Origin of the sequence: Stenotrophomonas sp. LST15-1-1.1, from assembly GCF_040815575.1 — a bacterium.
In the GTDB taxonomy this organism is placed as follows: Bacteria; Pseudomonadota; Gammaproteobacteria; order Xanthomonadales; family Xanthomonadaceae; genus Stenotrophomonas; species Stenotrophomonas lactitubi_B.
The window spans coordinates 202,834-218,685 of record NZ_JBFPNJ010000012.1; the positions used below are offsets into that span (position 1 = coordinate 202,834).

Genomic DNA, 15,852 nt, shown 5'->3' on the forward strand with positions numbered 1-15,852 from the left:
CCCCTTATGCGGCAATGGCGCCTCGGAGGGAGTCTAGACCACGCCCAAGCTCGTATCGATACTGCCTAACCGTCAGCACCCCACCGTACTTCTCTGCGACCATGCGCGCCTTGACTGCCTGGCTGGCGGAAACCGTGAACTCGGTATGGACGATCAGTGCCCGCAGCGGGTACTGCCGCATCATCGAGGCCAGCGCCCTCTCGACCCAGCGCAGTTCGTCCGGGATGCCCACGTCGACGGCGATCTCGGGATTGTCATGGGGCTTGTCGGCATCGTTGCTGGACCGGATCGGGTCCACTGCCCACGTCGGCAGCATGGCCAGGCCCTGCACCCCGCTCCGCTCGGCCATGAAGCGCCGGCGGCTGCCACCATCCCTGCCGACCAGATCCCGCAGCGCCCGTTCGCGGGTGCCGGGAGCCATGTCCCGAGCCTTCTCCAGCACGTGGGTGCTCCGGTCCGCATAGGTCAGCGCAAACCGGTTGGCCTGGGCGAATCCCCAGGCGCGCAGCTGCGCCGTCAGATTGTCATCGGTCGCCATCGCGCATCCCCTTCAGTACGTTTTCGTCAAATCGGAACACCGGCAGCAGCCCGTCAGTGTCACAGCCGCCCTGCCGGTCTGGCCGGCGCTGGCAGTGCGCCGGGCTGCTGCCGCGCTCGCGCATCGTGCAGACCGAGCAGACGCCATGCCGGCGCAGGTAGGCGTTGTAGCGTTTCCGTGTGCGGGCCTCTGGCGTGGTCAAGCTGCGGCCTCCCCGAACAGGCTCGGCGCCGCTGCCAGGTACTCGATGGCCACTTCCAGCCGCGCGCCCTTCTCGTCCGGCTCCATGCGTTCCAGCAGCGTCCGTCGGATCTGCTTGTCGTCCACCCAGGCGATGCCGTTCAAGGCGTCGGAGAGCACCTTTTCGCAGTTGCCGAGGTCGATGCACTGCACCGTGTCGTCCCAGGTGTGCGGATCCTTGCGCGCGCGCTTCGCCCAGTCCTGCGGCCGGTTCGGGAACAACTGGATGTGCAGCACCACGCGGCCGGTGGCCGGCACGCGGATGCCGGCAGCCTTGGCCAGGTGGCCGACCGCCGCCTTGTAGGCCTTCGCCTCCTCGGTCACGTAGGTGATCGCCAACGGCTTGGGCTTCTTCGGGATCACGCGCACGGCCCAGTAGCGGTTCGCGCTGATCGGGTACGGGAGGGTGAGGTGGATCATCGTGCGGCCTCCTGTAGGCGCAGCCGGGAAAGGGTGACGTTGAGGGCGGCCAGCTCGTCCATCTTCATGACGAGCCACATGCGCTTCTGCCCGTGGACGCCGTTGAAACTGCCCTGGTGGCAGTCCTTGCACAGGGCCACGGTCGTGAAGTGCTGCCCTTGGTTGATGTGGTGGGCATCGCTCGGCCCTGGCCGGCTGCAGACGCTGCAGGGAAGCAGCTTCACCGCGTCCACGTGGCGCTTCTCGGCGGGGGTGAATGCCTTGGAGTTCTTCGACCTCATCGTGCCCCCCCACGGACGTCCTGCACCACCTGGTCGATCACGGCCGCAATGCGCGAGGACTGGCCCACTGCCTTTCGCTGCGCCTGCGCGGCCATGATCAGCAGCTGCTCAGCGCTCAGGCCATGCAGAGAAGATGGGTTGCATTTCTGCAGGCAGCGGCCCTGTATGAAGCACTCACCGCTGGCGACCATGCACTGACGATGGGGAATGAAACCCGTCCCGCTCATGGCTTCACCTTTTCGGCATGGCCAGCACGTTCATCCACCACTTCGAAGGCATACGCCCGCCACTGACGCGCGCATTCACAGGCCCACAGGGTGGCCATCCAGCGCCACCAGTGGCGAGATATGAGGCGGCGGTCGCCGTCGTGGAGAAAGACCGAATAGACCGAATATCGCTTCTTCACGCCACTCTCCTGTTCTGCCCGGCCATGTCCCAGAACTCGGCTCGCACTTCGTCGAGCATCACGTGGGTGTAGCGGCGGCCGATGTACTCGGTCAGGCCGTCGAACAGTTCTTGGAACCGAGCCTGTTCCATCTCGTCGAATGACAGGCTCTCGGCGCGCTTGACCGGGATGGTGCGGATCTCCGGCAGCACACCGGCCAGCACCTTGCGGGCGCCTGCACCCAGCAGCGCCTCGCAGGCGTCCAGCACCGCGGCTATGACTGGGGTGGCGTCCATTTCCACGGTCTCACAGCACACGTCGGCATCCAGCTGAAGGCGCTTCACAGCGTCGTGCGCGCCCAGCTGCTCCCAGCCTTCCACGTTGTCGACCATCAGGTGCCCGATCTTGTGGATCAGCCGGTGCTGCCATTCCTCGCGCGGCTGCTTCAGCTCGCCGCGGATCTCCCGGCCCACGCGGAACTTGCGATCGCGCAGCAGGCGCTGGTCGACCTCATGGGCCGGCACCAGGGCACCCACCAGCTCGCCGGTGTTCGGGTCGATCAGCTTCGCCACCACCAGGTAGATCGGTCGGCGCGCGCGCTTGGCGCGGATCTTCTTCGCTGCAGCGGTCAGGGTCATTCCTGGTCACCTCTCGGCAATGCGGCGGCGAGTCCTCGGCGAGCCCTCGGCGCGGCCCCAGCAGCCGGCGCCGAGGCGCTGGTCTGCTTCGGCTCCCACCATTCGGGCAGGTTGTCGAAGCGGAAGTACTCCGGCGTGTAGCGAACACGGGCCATTCCGGGCGCCCCGTCACGCTGGATCGCAACGATCAGCTCTGCGGTGCCTTCCCACCGGCTGTCCTTGTGGTAGATCTCGTCGCGGTAGATGAAGATCACCGCGTCCGCGTCCTGCTCGATCGAACCTGAGTCACGAAGGTCCGCTACGATCGGACGCTTGTCGTTCGTGCGCTTCTCGACGTCACGGTTGAGCTGGCTCAGCAGCAGCACGGCGATATCCAACTCGCTTGCCAGCAGCTTCAGGGCGCGGGTTATGTCGCCGATGCCGGCAGAGCGGTTGTCGCCAGAGACGTGCATCAGCTGCAGGTAGTCGATTACCACCAGCGCCAGGCCAGGGTCCTGAGCCTTCATGCGGCGAACCTGAGCACACACGTGCTGCACTTTGGCGACGCGCGGGCGGCTGATCCGCAGGGACGCTTCGCCAATCTTGCGCGTCCAGTGGGTGACGTTCTGCCAGTCCGCCTCGTCGAGCCTGCCGCTACGCAGCTTCCCGCCGCTGATCCCGGCAAGGTTGGCGAGCATGCGCTTCCCAAGCTCCTCCGGCTTCATTTCGAAACTGAAGAATGCAACGGACCGGCGAGCGCGCAGCGCGACCTGCTCGGCGATGTTCTGCGCCAAGGTGGTCTTTCCCATCTTCGGGCGCGCAGCCAGCACATACAGGCGGCCTGCCTGCAGCCCGTCCAGCAGATTGTCCAGCTCCTCCATGCTGGTCGAAAGGCCGGTGATGCCGGCAGCGCTGTTGGACGCATTCGACAGCTGGTCGAACACCCGCGCCATCACCGGGGCGACCGGCTCCAGGTCACAGGGCTCGTTATCGAGCAGACCTCCAATGCGGCTCTGCGCGTTGCCCACCAGGTCCAATGCGCTGCGCCCTTCGGGGCTGTAGGCCGCATCGATCAGGTCGTGCCCGGCATCGATCAGCGCCCGCAGCTTGGCCTTCTCCGCCACGATCTCGGCATAGGCCCGGACGTTGGCTGCGGACGGCGTATTGTTGGCCAGCTCGATGATGTACGCGCCATCGCCCACCAGCTCCAGCTGGCCAGCAGCCTCGAACCATTCGCCGATGGTCACCGCATCGAACGGCTGGCGCTTCTCGGCCAGCTGCAGGATGCAGCGCCACAGCAGCTGGTGGTCACGGCGGTAGAAGTCCGTCTCGGCCAGAACGTCCTGCACCTCGACCAGCGCACGGTTGACCAGCATCAGGCCGCCCAGCACCGCCTGCTCAGCCTCGACGCTGTGCGGAGGAAGGCGCAGTGCCTGCTGGTCGCCATACAGGCCCGACAGCCGGCTCACTTCGTCGCGGGCGGCGTTCATGCTGCCTCCGACAGAGCGCGGTCGGCAAGCTTGGCGATCACGCTCTCGCGCAGCAGGTACTCGAAGTCGGGCTTCCAGTTTTCATGGCCTGGGCCACCCGGCTGCCTGCCGGCGTGGAAGTCGTCCTCGGCGGCCGTCTCGAAGTACAGCTGCCAGAACTGCGGGGTGACCTTCTCGCTGCCGAACAGCCGAACGCACAGCTGGCGAACTGTCGGCAGCGCCTTCTCCACGGCCTTGACGCGAGGCTTGTTCAGCACAGTGCAGGCGGGCAGCAAGCCTTCCGGCTTGGCCATGATCGCGTTGTACGCGGTTTGCGCGTCCTCGGCGATCTGCTGGATCCGGGCCGTCTTCCGCTGCTTGGGGTCCAGGACCTGGACCTGCGCGTCGGTGCCGCCGTCGAGGGTCAGCGCCGAAGGTGCGGACGAATCCGAGCGAAGCGAGGATAGATCTTGTCCATTCCCTTCCTCTCCTCTCCCCTCCTCTCCCTTCCCTTCCGGGGGTGAGGACTCGTCGAGGCCTCGTCGAGCATCATCCGAGAATGGAGGATGTTTGTAGGTAGGACGGTCAATTTTCTGGTGCTTCCTCCAACCTGTGACGTGCAGATACTGCTTGTCACCGTTGGCGTAGAAGGCGATCAGAGAATTCGACGACAGCTCGTCGAGCATTCGCTGAACATCCGACGAGGAGATATCGTCACCGGGGAAGATTTCGGCCTTCACGGTCTTGGCGCTGGCAACGTGGTTGCCACCGTCGTCGCAGAAGTTCCACAGGCCGATGAAGAGCAGCCGAGCCATCGGCGAGCATTCCATCACCTGCTCGCTGGACCAGAATTCGGGTTTGATTGAACGGATGCGGGCCATCACGCACCCCGCAGCAGTTGAAGGCAGCCGGCGATGTGCCAACGCTGCTGGACGAGCCAGATGGCCCTGGCAAGCGGATCGGTCAGACGCTTCATGCCACCGTCCTCGCTGCCACATGCGCACGCTGAGCGAGGTCAGCGGCGTCGGCCTGGATGGATGCGCACAGGCGCCCGATCTCGCTGGCCTCGTTCTGCGAGATCTTCCCGTCCTCCAGCGATTCGGAGACAGCCTGGGCGAGATTTCCCTGCCGTGCGGCAACCGCCAGCAGCGCTGTCACCACGCTGCCGCCCGGCGAGCCCTCGGTGCGGCGCAGGACATAGCCATGCTCGGCCGCCAGCGCGTGCAGGATCCGGTCGTCACCTGTAACGCCCATGATCTCGCTGGCTTCGGCCAGGGTCAGGTGGTGGGTGTTGTTGTTCGGGTTGACCTTGTTGCGCAGCACCGCGGCGGACATGCCGATGCGGACGGCCAGCGCTTCACTACCACCGGGGTAGTCCTTCACGGTCTTGTGTGCGGCGTCTGTGATGTTCATGGGCGGTCTCGGTGAACGTGGTTTGCGTTACGACGCCGGCGCAAGATGCGCGGCATGGAGAAGCGAGCGAAAAAGGAAGAACGGCTGCTGTGGGCGCCGAACGTGGTTCGGCTGGTGCACATGGGCGGGAGGTCGTACGCGGTCAGGAGGGTCAAAGGCCGGGATGTGGTGCGGTGCCTGCGCCAGACCCGCCGAGCGCCACGGATGGCGCTGGGGGAAGTGCTCCCCTTCCCTGTCGGGGGGCACTGAGGTGCGCATTTCAGGCTGCAGCGAAGCTCTTGGGGACGGGTCCGAAAACGTCCGTCCGCTGATGGCGGGTCAGCGCAGGGATGCCCCGCGTCTTCCAGTTGTGGACGCGCTGAGTGCCGCCAGGCATTTCGAAGCCAAGGGCGCGAGCGACAACGGCCGGACCACCCAGTTGATCGATCAGCTGGGCGTCGGGGTGCACTTCGTGGGTGGGTTTGGCGTTCATGGCGCCATTACACGCCATGTTTAATCCACAGTCAACACCACGTGTAACAACGCCATGTTTAGCAGCGGGACAATGGGCCATGGCCTCTATGCACCCATCTATGAAGCGTCTGTACGACGCCGCCCAGCGCCTTGAATCCCCAATCAGGGGTCAATCGGAGCTGGCCCGAGCCATTGGCCAATCTCCGCAGACCGTGAAGAATTGGGAAACCAGGGCAACCGGCGTGAGCGCTGGAGGCGCTTCAAAGGCCCAACAGGCCCTGGGAATCAGCGCTACGTGGATTCTCGAAGGCGCCCTGCCGATGTTCGTAGGAGCACCCGCACCGTCCCCGTCTCAGTCTGCGGGACTGCAGCGTCAGATCATCGCCACCACGGTGAGGTTGATCGACTACGTGAACGACATGGTCCTGGACCCCATCCCCGATGAAGAACGCGATCGACTGATCGACATCGCCACGGCCGAAGTGATGGACCGCTGGGCATCAGGGATAGAAGGCGAAAAGGATCTGGCATCTGCTGGTCGCAACGTCATCGCCCGGTTCCGATCAGGAGGGTGAGACCGATGTCAGTGAGCGAACAGGAAATGCGTGGTATGGCCGCAGCTGTAGCAGCTGCAATGGGTGCAAGGACAGGTAAGCGCGCCCGACGGTTGACCCTGGTGGAGTCCAACCAAGCAGGACCTGGCCGCCTCAATGCGCTCCAGCGCGACGTGCTGTATTCGCGTATTCGTGACCTGGGTCGCATGTACTGGTTGATGTGGCTGGTGCGGCAGGAAACCGCTGCCGTCAATGGCGTTCTGGAGTGTTTGTCCGACGAGGAGCTTGATGCGCTCCTGGTCAAGATGGAACGCGGTCGGGAGTGCAGAGTCGAAGGTATCGCTTTCGACGATGCCGGCCTTGTTCGGGACACCATCGAGTTCGACATCGAATAGGAGACTGACTATGACGTCTGGCAGCAGTGTGCTTGTCCTTCTGTGGGTGGTTCTGGCGATCCTCTGGCTGGTCGTTCCATTCGCCATCTTCGCCATCAAGCGCATCCTGCTGGACATCCTTGCCGAGCAGCGGCGCACCAACGAGCTACTGGCGAGGGGTTCCAAACCGACCGACACAGGGGCGCACGTCGACATCCCAGAGTTCCGTCCGAAGGGTGGATTCTTCGGGAGCTGACTGGCTCCATCAACAACAAAGAAGCCCGGGCCGCAGCTCAGCCGCCCGGGATTTTTTTGCCCGATGTTTAAACATGGTGTTGACTTGCGCTTAAACACGGCGTTTAATGGCTTCGACCCGCCAGCACCCCGCTGGAACGTCGGAGGCCCAGATGTTCGAGAACCTGCCAAGGAACACAACGCGGTCCGGCTACCTGGGCCTGCGGTCGCACCTGCGGTGCCAGGACGAGAGCCGGGAAGAGCGCGCCCTGCCGCTGCACCCGGTTAACGGCTGGGCCAGCTGCCCCGACTGCCTGGGCACCGGCGAGCACGCACACAACGACAGCGGAACCGGCAATCCCCAGCGGGATTCCGGAGTGGCCTGCGGTCGCTGCTGCGGCGAGGGCGAACTGGCCGATGGCCTGATCGACCCGCTGCTGCTGGTGGCGAAGTACCGCAAGGGCCGCTTCAGCTGGGCCATGAGCGCCCGCCGGGCAGCTGACCGCCGCCACTACTACGACCTGTACCGCCTGCGCGCCATGCGCCCCTGCAGCGGCCTGCTGCTGACCGACATGCGGGCCCTGGTGCAGATCTGCGCCGACGACACCGCCCGTGCCGTGAAGGCCATGCAGGTGGCGGCATGAGCGACGAATTCAATCCGTTCTCGTTCTCGGTCTTTAGCTACCTCCTGGCAGGTGCGCCGGAGCCCATGACCAACGCTGGCCGCTATCTGCGCCAGCTGGATACAGGCGATCAGAAGTTCGCGAGGAACGAAGAGGCGGTTAGCGAGGAAATCGCGGCTGCATTGCGCCGCATCCAGATCACCACCGCGAAGGGACAGCCATGACCGCCGCCCATCGCTACGCGCTACGCCACACCGTGATCTACGGCTTCTGCTTCTGCCTTGGCGTACTGGCGACCGTCACGGCACAGGCGGTGTTCGCATGAAGCACTTCGAACGTCTGGATGCGGCCTTCGCCGAGCAGTTCGGCCGCCTGCCCCCTATCACCCCGACCGCTGGCCCAGCCGACCTGGTGGCCACCGACTGCACCGGCCTGCTGCTGGGCAACGCGGATATCGAGATGAACAACCGCGAGGCGATCTACGGCCTGTGCGTGGAGGAATCCGACGATGCGCGCTGACCGTTATGGCGTCTTCTCCGTATGCCCTGTTACCCGCACCGAGCAGCTGGTGACCGTTCACCGCTGGGTGTGGATGGCCACGCTGTGGGCTGCGCACCTCGACCACGTGGGCGTGCTGTTCGTGCACCTGGTGCGGCCGGTGCGCGTCCCTGTCAGTCGGCGCCGCCTGCTCGCACGCATCGGCTGCTGCAACGTCGCCGACTTCCTCGCCTTCCTGGGCTGCGTCGCCATCGTCCTCGGCCTTGGCTGGGCGATGTGCTGGCCGCTGGCCTGGTCCTGACTTCCCGCCGGCGCGGCCGGCTCCTACGAGAGGCACCACCGATGTTCCAACTCGATCAACACGATGCGGTGTTCTCGCATCTGAACCTGCGGAAGGAAAAGCACGGCGACGAAGACGCGGCCGCTGCGGACCTGAAATTCACCCTCACCGCACAGAACACAATCCTCGACACGATCGATCCCAACATCGTGCGGGCGTTCTGGAAGAAGGCCGAGAAGGGCCAGCAGCAGTCGCTGCCGATGGAAGGCAGCACCGACCTGGTGGCGCTGAACCTGCCGCTGCTGGGCGAGCAGGACATCACCGGGAAGTTCGAAGGGTACGAGCTGAACATCGGCTCCCTGATGGACCACATCGAGGCGGTGTTCTTCGCCGACGCAAAGGTGAAAAAGATCACCTGGAAGCCGCTCGAAGGCGGCAGCGTGGCCATGAGCTTCACCTGCTCGGTGCTGCTGGACGAAGACGAAGCAGCCGAGCTGCTGTCGGCATGGATCCGCGGCGAAGTCCGCCTGACCCTCACGCCGCCCAGCGCGCCCGCGCAGCAGGAAGACCTGGCCGCGTAACGCATTCCCCCGCCCGCCCCCTGCGGGTGCCTGCGCCGGCCAGGCCTTCCACAAAGCCGGCATTCACCCATCGCGCAGGGATCGATCGTTCCCTCCGTGGCCCCGGGATGACGGGGCACCTCATTCCCACATCGCCGGCCATGCCGGCCGGAGCATTCAATGAGCAACATCGCACCCATGAAGCCGCGCGGCGGGGAGCTGGTGACGGCCGAGCAGGCCGAAGCCATTCGCACTGCCCTGAAGACCAGTCTGTACCCGGGCGCCACCGATGATTCCGTGGACATGGTGCTGGCCTACTGCCGCGCCGGTGGCTTGGACCCGATGACCAAGCCCGTGCACATCGTGCCCATGTGGGTTCCCGAGAAGAAGCAGGGAACCCGGGTCATCAGCCCGGCAGGCATGCGCGACGTGATCATGCCGGGCATCGAGCTGTACCGGACCAAGGCGCACCGGACCGGCGAGTACGCAGGCCAGGATGAAGCCACGTTCGGCCCGACCATCGAAGACACCCTCAACGGCGTGCGTGTTCGCTACCCGGAATGGTGCAGCGTTTCCGTCTACCGCCTGGTGAACGGGAACCCCGTGCGCTACTCGGCAAAGGCCTACTGGCTGGAGAGCTACGCGACCGCCAAGCGCGACAGCGATGCACCGAATGCCATGTGGAAGAAGCGCCCCTTCGGGCAGCTGGAGAAGTGCGCTGAAGCGTTGGCCCTGCGAAAGGCCTTCCCGGAAGCGGTGGGCGCCCAGCCGACCGCAGAGGAGATGGAAGGCCGCGTTATCGAGGGCGAAGCCGCGCAGGTTCGGCAGGAGCCGCAGCAGCAGCTGCCTCGCGAGCTGCCGCCCTATCCGGCCGACAAGTTCAAGGAGAACCTGCCGGCCTGGGGCGCACTGATCGCCGCTGGCAAAAAGACGGCCAGCCAGATCATCAACATGGTCAAGACGAAGGGCTCCCTGACCGAGGAGCAGATGATCGCCATCGAGGATTACGAACAGATGGACGACATCGCCACTGATGCCACCGATGCCGCCTCGACCACCACCAGCACCAGCGAAGACACCGGCCCCATCGACTGGGATGCGCCGGGCGAAGGAGAGCGCGCATGAAGACCGTGGAACTGATCCAGGGCACCCCGGAATGGCATGCCCACCGCGCCGCCCACTTCAACGCCAGCGATGCGCCGGCAATGATGGGCTGCAGCCCTTACAAGACCCGCACCCAGCTCGTGCGCGAGTTCGCCACCGGTGTGGTGGTCGAGCACGACGCTGCGACCCTGCAGCGCTTCGCCGACGGCCACCGCTTCGAAGACCTGGCAAGGCCGCTGGCCGAGACCATCATCGGGGAGGAGCTGTACCCATGCGTTGGCGTGGACGGCAAATTCTCAGCCAGTTTCGACGGCCTGACGCTGCTGGAGGACACCGCGTTCGAGCACAAGTCGCTCAACGAGGACCTGCGGCTGGCCATGCACGACGGGAATGATGACCTGCCGCTGCCCTACCAGGTGCAGATGGAACATCAGGCCATGGTCAGCGGCGCCGAGCGCGTGCTGTTCATGGCGTCGAAGTGGTCGGGCGACGAGCTGGTCGAGGAGCGCCACTGCTGGTACATCCCGAATCCCGAGCTGCGCGCCAAGATCCTTGCCGGCTGGGCCCAGTTTGAGGCCGACGTTTCCGCCTATGAGCCAGCGCCAGCGGCTGCGCCCGTGGCTGCCGGCCGCGCGCCCGACCAGATGCCGGCCTTGCGCATCGAGGTGACTGGCATGGTCACCGCTTCGAACCTGGCCGAGTGGAAGGAACAGGCCATCGCCGTGTTCCAGGGCATCAGCACCGAGTTGGTCACCGATCAGGACTTCGCCGATGCCGAGACCACCGTGAAGTGGTGCGGCAGCATCGAGGAGCAGTTGAAGGCCGCCAAGCAGCACGCCCTCAGCCAGACCGAGAGCATCGACCTGCTGTTCCGCACCATCGATGCGATCGCCGAGGAAGCGCGGTCGAAGCGGCTGGCGCTGGAGAAGCGCGTCAAGACCCGCAAGGACGAGCGCCGGACCGAGATCGGCAATGCCGCCCGCCGCGCGGTGCAGCAGCACGTGTTGGCCATCAACGAGACGCTGGGCGAGCACGCCATCCCGATGCCGACCACGCTGGTCGCTGACATCGGCGAGGCGATGAAGGGCAAGCGCTCCTTCGCCAGCATGCAGGAAGCCGTGGACGTGGTGGTCGCCAACGCCAAGATCGACGCCAGCCAGTACGCCGATCGGATCCGCGCGAACGTGGCCATCCTTGCTGGCCATGCCGAGCACGCGACGCTGTTCGCCGACCGCGTGCAGCTGTGCGCAAGCAAGGCGCCGGAGGATCTGCGCAACCTGGTCGCGGCACGCATCGCCGAGCACCAGCAGGCCGAGCAGGCGCGGCTGGACGCTGAGCGCGAGAAGATCCGCGAGCAGGAGCAGGCCAAGGCACAGGAAGCGGCGGCTGCAGCCCAGGCGGCACAGGTCCAGCAGGTGCCGGTTGCGGAAGCAGTACCGACGCAGGCCGAGCCTCCCACCGTTGCCAGCGCGCCGGCGGCAGGTGCAGCGCCGCGGCAGATCGTCCGGATCAAGCTGGGCCAGGTCGTGGATCTGATCGCACCGCTGAAGATCGACGCTGAGGGCCTGCGGCAGCTGGGCTTCGAGCCGGTGGCCACTGAACGCGGATCGAAGCTCTACGACGCCGATCAGGTCGACGCCATGCGCACCGCCATGATCCGCAGCCTGCAGCGCCCGCTTCCGCAGAGCCTGCGCGCTGGCGATCACCACCAGGTGGCGGCATGAGGGGCCTCAACTACGACTATCCCCACGTCGGCACGAAGCGCGGCGGCAGCAACCGCGCCCGCCAGTTCGACCACGTGATCGAGGGTAAGCGCGTCACCACCATGGAAGTGGCCGAGGCGCTGGGCCTGACGAAGAAGCAGGCCGCGGCTCGGCTGAAGCTGGGCCCGTTCCCGTTGACCTGGGCCGGCCTGCGCGGGGACCCGCCGGCATGAAGACCTGCACGAAGTGCCAGGCCCGGCTGCCGCTGCGGTTCTTCCCGCTGGTCAACGGCAAGGCCACCGCCGCGTGCGCGCCCTGCCGGAACACCGAGCGCCGCCTGCACGACCCGCTGAAACCCCTGCGCGCTGATCCGCTGCAGGTCCGCCTCAACAACGCAGCTTGCACCTGGTTCGGTCCAGTGCGGCGCGAGCCTTTCAGGAGCCACGCATGACCACGGAACGTTTGACGGCCGCGATGGCCGAGAACATCACCCGCTCGAAGGATCCGACCTTCGCTGTTGAGACCATCCTGAAAGGGATCAGGGCCGCTGCCGAGAACGGGAAGCGCGAGTACATCACCCGCGAGTACGGCTTCGGCGACGGCTCCTGCTATACCGCCGAAGACAACTACCCGGCGCTGTGCAAGGCGATCCTCAAAGAACTGCGCGACCTTGGGTACAAGGCCGATATCGGCTCCAGCTGCGGCCAGTTCGTGGACGTGTGGCTGTACGTGCGTTGGGGTGAACAGGCATGACCCACCACCGCTACGAGCGCCGCATGCCGAAGCGCACCGAGGGCTTCGCCTGGGGCAGGTCCATCGACAAGGTCATGGGAGGCCACGCCCTCACCTACCGCTTGTTCCGCCGCGACCTGCGCGGGGCGCTGCACATCAGCACGCTGTCGTTCTCCCTCACCGACCACCGCCGGCACATCGCGCTGCAGCTGCTGATCGCACGCCGCCAGCTGCGCGAGAAGGTCGAGGCCATCGGCTATGCCCTGATCGAGGCCGAACAGGCCTCCCAACTGCAGGAGGTTGCATGACCACCGACAAGACCCCCGCCACCCTGGCTGTCGATGTGCTGGCGTTTTTCGATGACCTAGCCCACTACCTGAGCGGCCAGGAAGACTTGGCCGGCTACGAGATTGAGCAGACCGAAGCTGCCCGCGAAGCAGTCGCCGAGCTGATAGGGGCCGTTGATCGTCTCACTGATTCTGCCAGTTCAATGAATAACGGCTGGGATGAAGCTATCGCCGCCCTCGCCCGCGTCAAAGGAGAATCAGCATGAGCAACGACAAGACCCTGGCGACCGTGAAGCACGGCGGATGCGTGCAGTTGGGCACACCCGGCTCTCGCTGGGCAGCATCTGGTGAGCCGGACCCGCATGGAACGCGCTACGACTGCGAGCGCGCTGCGCTGGTCATGGGCGACCTGACCGACGACGAGCTGGCGAATGCGGTGTTCATGCACGGCAACGAGCGGCAGACCATGGCCGATCTCGTCGGCGGCGCCACCCCCGCAATCGCCTACCTGACCGCCGCCAAGGACCGCATCCGCTGGCTGTCGCGCGCCCTCGCGGCAGCTGAGTCCCTCTCCGCCCAGCCCTCCCCGGGTGGTCAGGATGCGTCCGGCTTGATCCAAGATTTGCGCGCAGCCGTCTCACTTGGCCGCCCTCTGCTTCATAGCGACGTGGACGAGATTGCCGCAGCCCTCGCCGCCCGTCAGCCGGTGGGGGAGCCGGTGGCCCACGAGTACACGTTCACGGGCATGGGCAAACGTGACGCTGTGGCACACGTCGGCCCCGAGTTTACGCCTGTCGCTCCGAAAGGCATGCAGCTTGCGGCAGTCCGCCCGCTCTACGCCGCCCCGACCGCGCAGCAGTCCGCGCAGGCCGTGGCCGCAGATGGATTCTGGCTTGCAGTTGATGACGATGGATTCGTTCATTTCGGGCAATCGACCGATGACGGCAACGGAGGCGTCGGCGTCCGCGAAAACGTCGAGTCCCGTATAAACGACTGGCTCGACAATGATGGCCGGTCCGTTGATCTGGTGTGGGCCGGTTCGGCGCCCGCGCCGGTCGTGGACCTGAGCAAGTCGCTGCCCCTGATTGCACGTGTTCTGGCCGAATGGCACGAAGACGATGGGAACGTACTCTGGTGGGCTTGGTGCGGCAGGGAATGGGCCGGCGAGCCCGCTTGGTGTGGCACGCCAAACGACAGCGACTGGCCCGGCTATCACACGCACTGGACTCCGCACCCGAGCCAGCCGGCCCTGCTCGACCGCCAGGCGGTGGGCAAATGATCACCAAACTCTCCAACAACCCGCACGTGCTGTTCCAGCCCACGGACGAGAACGGATTCAACGAGGTAGCCATCGGGGCATCAGTGGACGGTGGCGGAATGATCGTCCTGGAGCAGGAAGGTAGGCACATCGTCATCAACCCGAGGGCTGTGCCCGAGCTGTGCCGGCTGCTGCGACAACTGCAGAAGGAAGGCGGCAATGGCTGACCAGCTGCTCACCGCTGCAATGGTCCACGTGTTCGCCCTGGCCGGGTTCCTGCTGACGCTCAGCGCCCTCTGGCTGGCGATGCAGGCATTCCGCGCCGCGCGCGCAGGGCTGCGCTGGTGCTGGCGCAAGGCGGTTGCCTGATGCGCTACCTGTCCCTGTTCTCCGGCATGGAGGCCGCGCACCTGGCCTGGGCCCCGATTGGCTGGGAATGCGTAGGCGTCTCCGAGATCGAACCGGCGCCGTGCGCCCTGCTCCGCCACCGGTTGCCCGACGTGCCGAACCTCGGCGACGTCACGGCCATCACCGACGCACAGATCGCCAGCCTTGGTCGGATCGACGTGGTGATCGGCGGTAGTCCGTGCCAGGACCTGTCGGTTGCCGGGCGCCGCGCTGGCCTCGCCGGTGCGCGCTCCAGCCTGTTCCACCACCAGATGAGGATCTTCAATGCAGCTCGACATTTTTGCGGAGCCCGTTGGCTCGTATGGGAAAACGTCCCAGGAGCATTCAGCAGCAACCAGGGGCGAGACTTTGCTGTCGTGGTTGGTGCAATGGCAGGATCCGAGCTCCCTGTCCCCGCAGGTGGCTGGGGATCCGAAGGCGTTGCGCTGGGTGACAACGGCCTCGTCGAATGGTCCGTCCTTGACGCGCAATGGTTCGGAGTGGCGCAGCGGCGCCGCCGCGTGTTCTCTGTCCTCGATTCTGGAAACTGGTCAGATCGAGGCCCGGTACTTCTTGAGCGCGACGGCATGCGCGGGGATTCTGCGCCGAGCCGCGACCAGGGGGAAAGCGTTACCGGCACCCTTAGCGCGCGCACTCAAGGCGGCGGCGGACTCGGAACCGACTTCGAGTGCCAGGGCGGCTTAGTCGCTGGCACGTTGAGCGCAAACCCGAAGGCCGCAGGTAGCGCCACACAACAGGATGCACATGCTGGTCTTCTGATCCCGGCGGTCGCGCACACTCTGCGTGCTGAGGGCTTTGACGCAAGTGAGGATGGGACTGGGCGCGGTACGCCACTGGTGCCAGTCGCCTTTGCGCAGAACCAACGTGATGAAGTTCGCGAGGTGGCCGTAGCGGGAGCTCTCGCCGCACAGCCAGGAATGAAGCAAACGACCTATCTGGCGTTTGGCTGCAAGGACAGCGACCCAGCCCGAAGCGTGAGCGACCAGGTTGCCCCGACTCTTCGTGCCATGGGGCACCAGGCCAGCCATCCGAACGCAGGTGGCCAGGTCGCAGTCGCCTTCCCTGGAATGAGCGTCCGCCGCCTCACCCCGCGAGAGTGCGAGCGCCTGCAGGGCGCGCCGGATGATTGGACGCTGGTGCCGAAGCTTGGCAAGCCCCGCAAGCAGCGGAAGAACGAGCCTGATTCGCACTATGCCGACTACCTGCAGCGCCACTCAGGCGGAACGGATGGCGGTCCCATGATGGCCGACGGACCACGCTACCGGATGCTCGGCAACAGCTTCGCCGTGCCGGTCATCCACTGGATCGGCCAGCAGATCCAACACGCGCACGACCGATCCACCGAGATCCAGCGCCTGCGCGACGCCGCAAACCAGGCCACCGAGCAGCTCCGCGCTGCGCTGGCCACGAACTGAAGGAGG

Annotated in this window: 30 protein-coding genes; 19 read left to right on the forward strand and 11 right to left on the reverse strand. The window is 65.6% G+C overall.

The window, feature by feature from the left end:
* Positions 1–4: 4 nt before the first annotated feature.
* The 11 genes from MRBLST15_RS08645 to MRBLST15_RS08695 all read right to left on the reverse strand — a co-directional run bounded on the left by MRBLST15_RS08645 (position 5) and on the right by MRBLST15_RS08695 (position 5,835).
* Positions 5–538, reverse strand: coding sequence for a hypothetical protein (locus tag MRBLST15_RS08645; protein ID WP_367785701.1), 534 nt, complete (start codon positions 536–538; stop codon positions 5–7).
* Entirely contained in the window at positions 525–740 is a 216-nt protein-coding gene (locus tag MRBLST15_RS08650; RefSeq protein ID WP_367785702.1) for a hypothetical protein, read from the reverse strand. Before MRBLST15_RS08650 ends, MRBLST15_RS08645 begins: the two co-directional genes overlap by 14 nt.
* The gene (locus MRBLST15_RS08655) at positions 737–1,198 is read right to left on the reverse strand and encodes a RusA family crossover junction endodeoxyribonuclease (RefSeq protein ID WP_367785703.1); all 462 of its coding nucleotides are present in this window, start codon (positions 1,196–1,198) and stop codon (positions 737–739) included. The genes MRBLST15_RS08650 and MRBLST15_RS08655 overlap by 4 nt, the downstream gene beginning before the upstream one ends.
* The gene (locus MRBLST15_RS08660; protein ID WP_367785704.1) at positions 1,195–1,479 is read right to left on the reverse strand and encodes a hypothetical protein; all 285 of its coding nucleotides are present in this window, start codon (positions 1,477–1,479) and stop codon (positions 1,195–1,197) included. The genes MRBLST15_RS08655 and MRBLST15_RS08660 overlap by 4 nt, the downstream gene beginning before the upstream one ends.
* Positions 1,476–1,706: a hypothetical protein gene (locus MRBLST15_RS08665; protein WP_367785705.1), complete on the reverse strand. Its 231-nt coding sequence runs from the start codon at positions 1,704–1,706 to the stop codon at positions 1,476–1,478. The genes MRBLST15_RS08660 and MRBLST15_RS08665 overlap by 4 nt, the downstream gene beginning before the upstream one ends.
* A complete protein-coding gene (locus MRBLST15_RS08670; protein WP_367785706.1) occupies positions 1,703–1,885 on the reverse strand; it encodes a hypothetical protein in 183 nt (60 codons plus the stop codon). The genes MRBLST15_RS08665 and MRBLST15_RS08670 overlap by 4 nt, the downstream gene beginning before the upstream one ends.
* Positions 1,882–2,502: a hypothetical protein gene (locus MRBLST15_RS08675; RefSeq protein WP_367785707.1), complete on the reverse strand. Its 621-nt coding sequence runs from the start codon at positions 2,500–2,502 to the stop codon at positions 1,882–1,884. The genes MRBLST15_RS08670 and MRBLST15_RS08675 overlap by 4 nt, the downstream gene beginning before the upstream one ends.
* Complete coding sequence (gene dnaB / locus MRBLST15_RS08680; protein WP_367785708.1) at positions 2,499–3,971, reverse strand: replicative DNA helicase; 1,473 nt, start codon at positions 3,969–3,971, stop codon at positions 2,499–2,501. Before dnaB ends, MRBLST15_RS08675 begins: the two co-directional genes overlap by 4 nt.
* On the reverse strand, positions 3,968–4,831 hold the full coding sequence (locus MRBLST15_RS08685; protein WP_367785709.1) for a hypothetical protein: 864 nt from the start codon (positions 4,829–4,831) through the stop codon (positions 3,968–3,970). The genes dnaB and MRBLST15_RS08685 overlap by 4 nt, the downstream gene beginning before the upstream one ends.
* Positions 4,832–4,922: 91 nt before the next feature.
* A complete protein-coding gene (locus MRBLST15_RS08690; RefSeq protein ID WP_088470460.1) occupies positions 4,923–5,363 on the reverse strand; it encodes a phage regulatory CII family protein in 441 nt (146 codons plus the stop codon).
* 259 nt (positions 5,364–5,622) lie between these two features.
* Positions 5,623–5,835: a hypothetical protein gene (locus MRBLST15_RS08695; protein WP_367785710.1), complete on the reverse strand. Its 213-nt coding sequence runs from the start codon at positions 5,833–5,835 to the stop codon at positions 5,623–5,625.
* A 100-nt stretch (positions 5,836–5,935) separates the two neighbouring features.
* On the opposite strand from MRBLST15_RS08695, the gene MRBLST15_RS08700 reads away from it, so the two are divergent.
* The 19 genes from MRBLST15_RS08700 to MRBLST15_RS08790 all read left to right on the forward strand — a co-directional run bounded on the left by MRBLST15_RS08700 (position 5,936) and on the right by MRBLST15_RS08790 (position 15,846).
* Complete coding sequence (locus MRBLST15_RS08700) at positions 5,936–6,391, forward strand: hypothetical protein (RefSeq protein WP_367785711.1); 456 nt, start codon at positions 5,936–5,938, stop codon at positions 6,389–6,391.
* 5 nt (positions 6,392–6,396) lie between these two features.
* Positions 6,397–6,765 (forward strand): hypothetical protein, encoded by a 369-nt coding sequence (locus tag MRBLST15_RS08705; RefSeq protein ID WP_367785712.1) that lies wholly within the window; start codon positions 6,397–6,399, stop codon positions 6,763–6,765.
* A 10-nt stretch (positions 6,766–6,775) separates the two neighbouring features.
* Entirely contained in the window at positions 6,776–7,000 is a 225-nt protein-coding gene (locus MRBLST15_RS08710; protein WP_367785713.1) for a hypothetical protein, read from the forward strand.
* 151 nt (positions 7,001–7,151) lie between these two features.
* Complete coding sequence (locus MRBLST15_RS08715) at positions 7,152–7,622, forward strand: hypothetical protein (RefSeq protein ID WP_367785714.1); 471 nt, start codon at positions 7,152–7,154, stop codon at positions 7,620–7,622.
* The gene (locus MRBLST15_RS08720; protein ID WP_367785715.1) at positions 7,619–7,825 is read left to right on the forward strand and encodes a hypothetical protein; all 207 of its coding nucleotides are present in this window, start codon (positions 7,619–7,621) and stop codon (positions 7,823–7,825) included. The genes MRBLST15_RS08715 and MRBLST15_RS08720 overlap by 4 nt, the downstream gene beginning before the upstream one ends.
* A gap of 97 nt (positions 7,826–7,922) precedes the next feature.
* On the forward strand, positions 7,923–8,120 hold the full coding sequence (locus MRBLST15_RS08725) for a hypothetical protein (RefSeq protein WP_367785716.1): 198 nt from the start codon (positions 7,923–7,925) through the stop codon (positions 8,118–8,120).
* Positions 8,110–8,400: a hypothetical protein gene (locus MRBLST15_RS08730; protein ID WP_367785717.1), complete on the forward strand. Its 291-nt coding sequence runs from the start codon at positions 8,110–8,112 to the stop codon at positions 8,398–8,400. Before MRBLST15_RS08725 ends, MRBLST15_RS08730 begins: the two co-directional genes overlap by 11 nt.
* A 41-nt stretch (positions 8,401–8,441) precedes the next feature.
* Entirely contained in the window at positions 8,442–8,960 is a 519-nt protein-coding gene (locus tag MRBLST15_RS08735; protein ID WP_367785718.1) for a hypothetical protein, read from the forward strand.
* A 159-nt stretch (positions 8,961–9,119) separates the two neighbouring features.
* Positions 9,120–10,064, forward strand: a complete 945-nt coding sequence (gene bet, locus MRBLST15_RS08740) for a phage recombination protein Bet (protein ID WP_367785719.1) — start codon at positions 9,120–9,122, stop codon at positions 10,062–10,064.
* Positions 10,061–11,767: a lambda-exonuclease family protein gene (locus MRBLST15_RS08745; protein WP_367785720.1), complete on the forward strand. Its 1,707-nt coding sequence runs from the start codon at positions 10,061–10,063 to the stop codon at positions 11,765–11,767. Before bet ends, MRBLST15_RS08745 begins: the two co-directional genes overlap by 4 nt.
* Positions 11,764–11,979 (forward strand): hypothetical protein, encoded by a 216-nt coding sequence (locus MRBLST15_RS08750; RefSeq protein WP_367785721.1) that lies wholly within the window; start codon positions 11,764–11,766, stop codon positions 11,977–11,979. Before MRBLST15_RS08745 ends, MRBLST15_RS08750 begins: the two co-directional genes overlap by 4 nt.
* Positions 11,976–12,197, forward strand: coding sequence for a hypothetical protein (locus MRBLST15_RS08755; RefSeq protein ID WP_367785722.1), 222 nt, complete (start codon positions 11,976–11,978; stop codon positions 12,195–12,197). Before MRBLST15_RS08750 ends, MRBLST15_RS08755 begins: the two co-directional genes overlap by 4 nt.
* The gene (locus MRBLST15_RS08760) at positions 12,194–12,499 is read left to right on the forward strand and encodes a hypothetical protein (protein WP_367785723.1); all 306 of its coding nucleotides are present in this window, start codon (positions 12,194–12,196) and stop codon (positions 12,497–12,499) included. Before MRBLST15_RS08755 ends, MRBLST15_RS08760 begins: the two co-directional genes overlap by 4 nt.
* Complete coding sequence (locus MRBLST15_RS08765; RefSeq protein ID WP_367785724.1) at positions 12,496–12,786, forward strand: hypothetical protein; 291 nt, start codon at positions 12,496–12,498, stop codon at positions 12,784–12,786. The genes MRBLST15_RS08760 and MRBLST15_RS08765 overlap by 4 nt, the downstream gene beginning before the upstream one ends.
* A complete protein-coding gene (locus MRBLST15_RS08770; protein ID WP_367785725.1) occupies positions 12,783–13,031 on the forward strand; it encodes a hypothetical protein in 249 nt (82 codons plus the stop codon). Before MRBLST15_RS08765 ends, MRBLST15_RS08770 begins: the two co-directional genes overlap by 4 nt.
* Complete coding sequence (locus MRBLST15_RS08775; protein ID WP_367785726.1) at positions 13,028–14,044, forward strand: hypothetical protein; 1,017 nt, start codon at positions 13,028–13,030, stop codon at positions 14,042–14,044. Before MRBLST15_RS08770 ends, MRBLST15_RS08775 begins: the two co-directional genes overlap by 4 nt.
* Positions 14,041–14,250: a hypothetical protein gene (locus tag MRBLST15_RS08780; RefSeq protein WP_367785727.1), complete on the forward strand. Its 210-nt coding sequence runs from the start codon at positions 14,041–14,043 to the stop codon at positions 14,248–14,250. Before MRBLST15_RS08775 ends, MRBLST15_RS08780 begins: the two co-directional genes overlap by 4 nt.
* Positions 14,243–14,392: a hypothetical protein gene (locus MRBLST15_RS08785; RefSeq protein ID WP_367785728.1), complete on the forward strand. Its 150-nt coding sequence runs from the start codon at positions 14,243–14,245 to the stop codon at positions 14,390–14,392. Before MRBLST15_RS08780 ends, MRBLST15_RS08785 begins: the two co-directional genes overlap by 8 nt.
* The gene (locus MRBLST15_RS08790) at positions 14,392–15,846 is read left to right on the forward strand and encodes a DNA cytosine methyltransferase (RefSeq protein WP_367785729.1); all 1,455 of its coding nucleotides are present in this window, start codon (positions 14,392–14,394) and stop codon (positions 15,844–15,846) included. Before MRBLST15_RS08785 ends, MRBLST15_RS08790 begins: the two co-directional genes overlap by 1 nt.
* The last annotated feature ends 6 nt before the right edge of the window (positions 15,847–15,852 follow it).

Bases quoted from the DNA above. Each gene is read 5' to 3' on its own strand.
- MRBLST15_RS08755 (WP_367785722.1), top strand. From the start codon at position 11,976: ATGAAGACCTGCACGAAGTGCCAGGCCCGGCTGCCGCTGCGGTTCTTC.
- MRBLST15_RS08685 (WP_367785709.1), bottom strand. From the start codon at position 4,831: ATGGCCCGCATCCGTTCAATCAAACCCGAATTCTGGTCCAGCGAGCAG.
- MRBLST15_RS08655 (WP_367785703.1), bottom strand. From the start codon at position 1,198: ATGATCCACCTCACCCTCCCGTACCCGATCAGCGCGAACCGCTACTGG.
- MRBLST15_RS08645 (WP_367785701.1), bottom strand. From the start codon at position 538: ATGGCGACCGATGACAATCTGACGGCGCAGCTGCGCGCCTGGGGATTC.
- bet (WP_367785719.1), top strand. From the start codon at position 9,120: ATGAGCAACATCGCACCCATGAAGCCGCGCGGCGGGGAGCTGGTGACG.
- MRBLST15_RS08695 (WP_367785710.1), bottom strand. From the start codon at position 5,835: ATGAACGCCAAACCCACCCACGAAGTGCACCCCGACGCCCAGCTGATC.
- MRBLST15_RS08785 (WP_367785728.1), top strand. From the start codon at position 14,243: ATGGCTGACCAGCTGCTCACCGCTGCAATGGTCCACGTGTTCGCCCTG.
- MRBLST15_RS08690 (WP_088470460.1), bottom strand. From the start codon at position 5,363: ATGAACATCACAGACGCCGCACACAAGACCGTGAAGGACTACCCCGGT.
- MRBLST15_RS08720 (WP_367785715.1), top strand. From the start codon at position 7,619: ATGAGCGACGAATTCAATCCGTTCTCGTTCTCGGTCTTTAGCTACCTC.
- MRBLST15_RS08775 (WP_367785726.1), top strand. From the start codon at position 13,028: ATGAGCAACGACAAGACCCTGGCGACCGTGAAGCACGGCGGATGCGTG.
- MRBLST15_RS08660 (WP_367785704.1), bottom strand. From the start codon at position 1,479: ATGAGGTCGAAGAACTCCAAGGCATTCACCCCCGCCGAGAAGCGCCAC.
- MRBLST15_RS08745 (WP_367785720.1), top strand. From the start codon at position 10,061: ATGAAGACCGTGGAACTGATCCAGGGCACCCCGGAATGGCATGCCCAC.
- MRBLST15_RS08750 (WP_367785721.1), top strand. From the start codon at position 11,764: ATGAGGGGCCTCAACTACGACTATCCCCACGTCGGCACGAAGCGCGGC.
- MRBLST15_RS08675 (WP_367785707.1), bottom strand. From the start codon at position 2,502: ATGACCCTGACCGCTGCAGCGAAGAAGATCCGCGCCAAGCGCGCGCGC.
- MRBLST15_RS08705 (WP_367785712.1), top strand. From the start codon at position 6,397: ATGTCAGTGAGCGAACAGGAAATGCGTGGTATGGCCGCAGCTGTAGCA.
- MRBLST15_RS08715 (WP_367785714.1), top strand. From the start codon at position 7,152: ATGTTCGAGAACCTGCCAAGGAACACAACGCGGTCCGGCTACCTGGGC.
- dnaB (WP_367785708.1), bottom strand. From the start codon at position 3,971: ATGAACGCCGCCCGCGACGAAGTGAGCCGGCTGTCGGGCCTGTATGGC.
- MRBLST15_RS08760 (WP_367785723.1), top strand. From the start codon at position 12,194: ATGACCACGGAACGTTTGACGGCCGCGATGGCCGAGAACATCACCCGC.
- MRBLST15_RS08770 (WP_367785725.1), top strand. From the start codon at position 12,783: ATGACCACCGACAAGACCCCCGCCACCCTGGCTGTCGATGTGCTGGCG.
- MRBLST15_RS08730 (WP_367785717.1), top strand. From the start codon at position 8,110: ATGCGCGCTGACCGTTATGGCGTCTTCTCCGTATGCCCTGTTACCCGC.
- MRBLST15_RS08780 (WP_367785727.1), top strand. From the start codon at position 14,041: ATGATCACCAAACTCTCCAACAACCCGCACGTGCTGTTCCAGCCCACG.
- MRBLST15_RS08790 (WP_367785729.1), top strand. From the start codon at position 14,392: ATGCGCTACCTGTCCCTGTTCTCCGGCATGGAGGCCGCGCACCTGGCC.
- MRBLST15_RS08735 (WP_367785718.1), top strand. From the start codon at position 8,442: ATGTTCCAACTCGATCAACACGATGCGGTGTTCTCGCATCTGAACCTG.
- MRBLST15_RS08700 (WP_367785711.1), top strand. From the start codon at position 5,936: ATGAAGCGTCTGTACGACGCCGCCCAGCGCCTTGAATCCCCAATCAGG.
- MRBLST15_RS08710 (WP_367785713.1), top strand. From the start codon at position 6,776: ATGACGTCTGGCAGCAGTGTGCTTGTCCTTCTGTGGGTGGTTCTGGCG.
- MRBLST15_RS08765 (WP_367785724.1), top strand. From the start codon at position 12,496: ATGACCCACCACCGCTACGAGCGCCGCATGCCGAAGCGCACCGAGGGC.
- MRBLST15_RS08725 (WP_367785716.1), top strand. From the start codon at position 7,923: ATGAAGCACTTCGAACGTCTGGATGCGGCCTTCGCCGAGCAGTTCGGC.
- MRBLST15_RS08665 (WP_367785705.1), bottom strand. From the start codon at position 1,706: ATGAGCGGGACGGGTTTCATTCCCCATCGTCAGTGCATGGTCGCCAGC.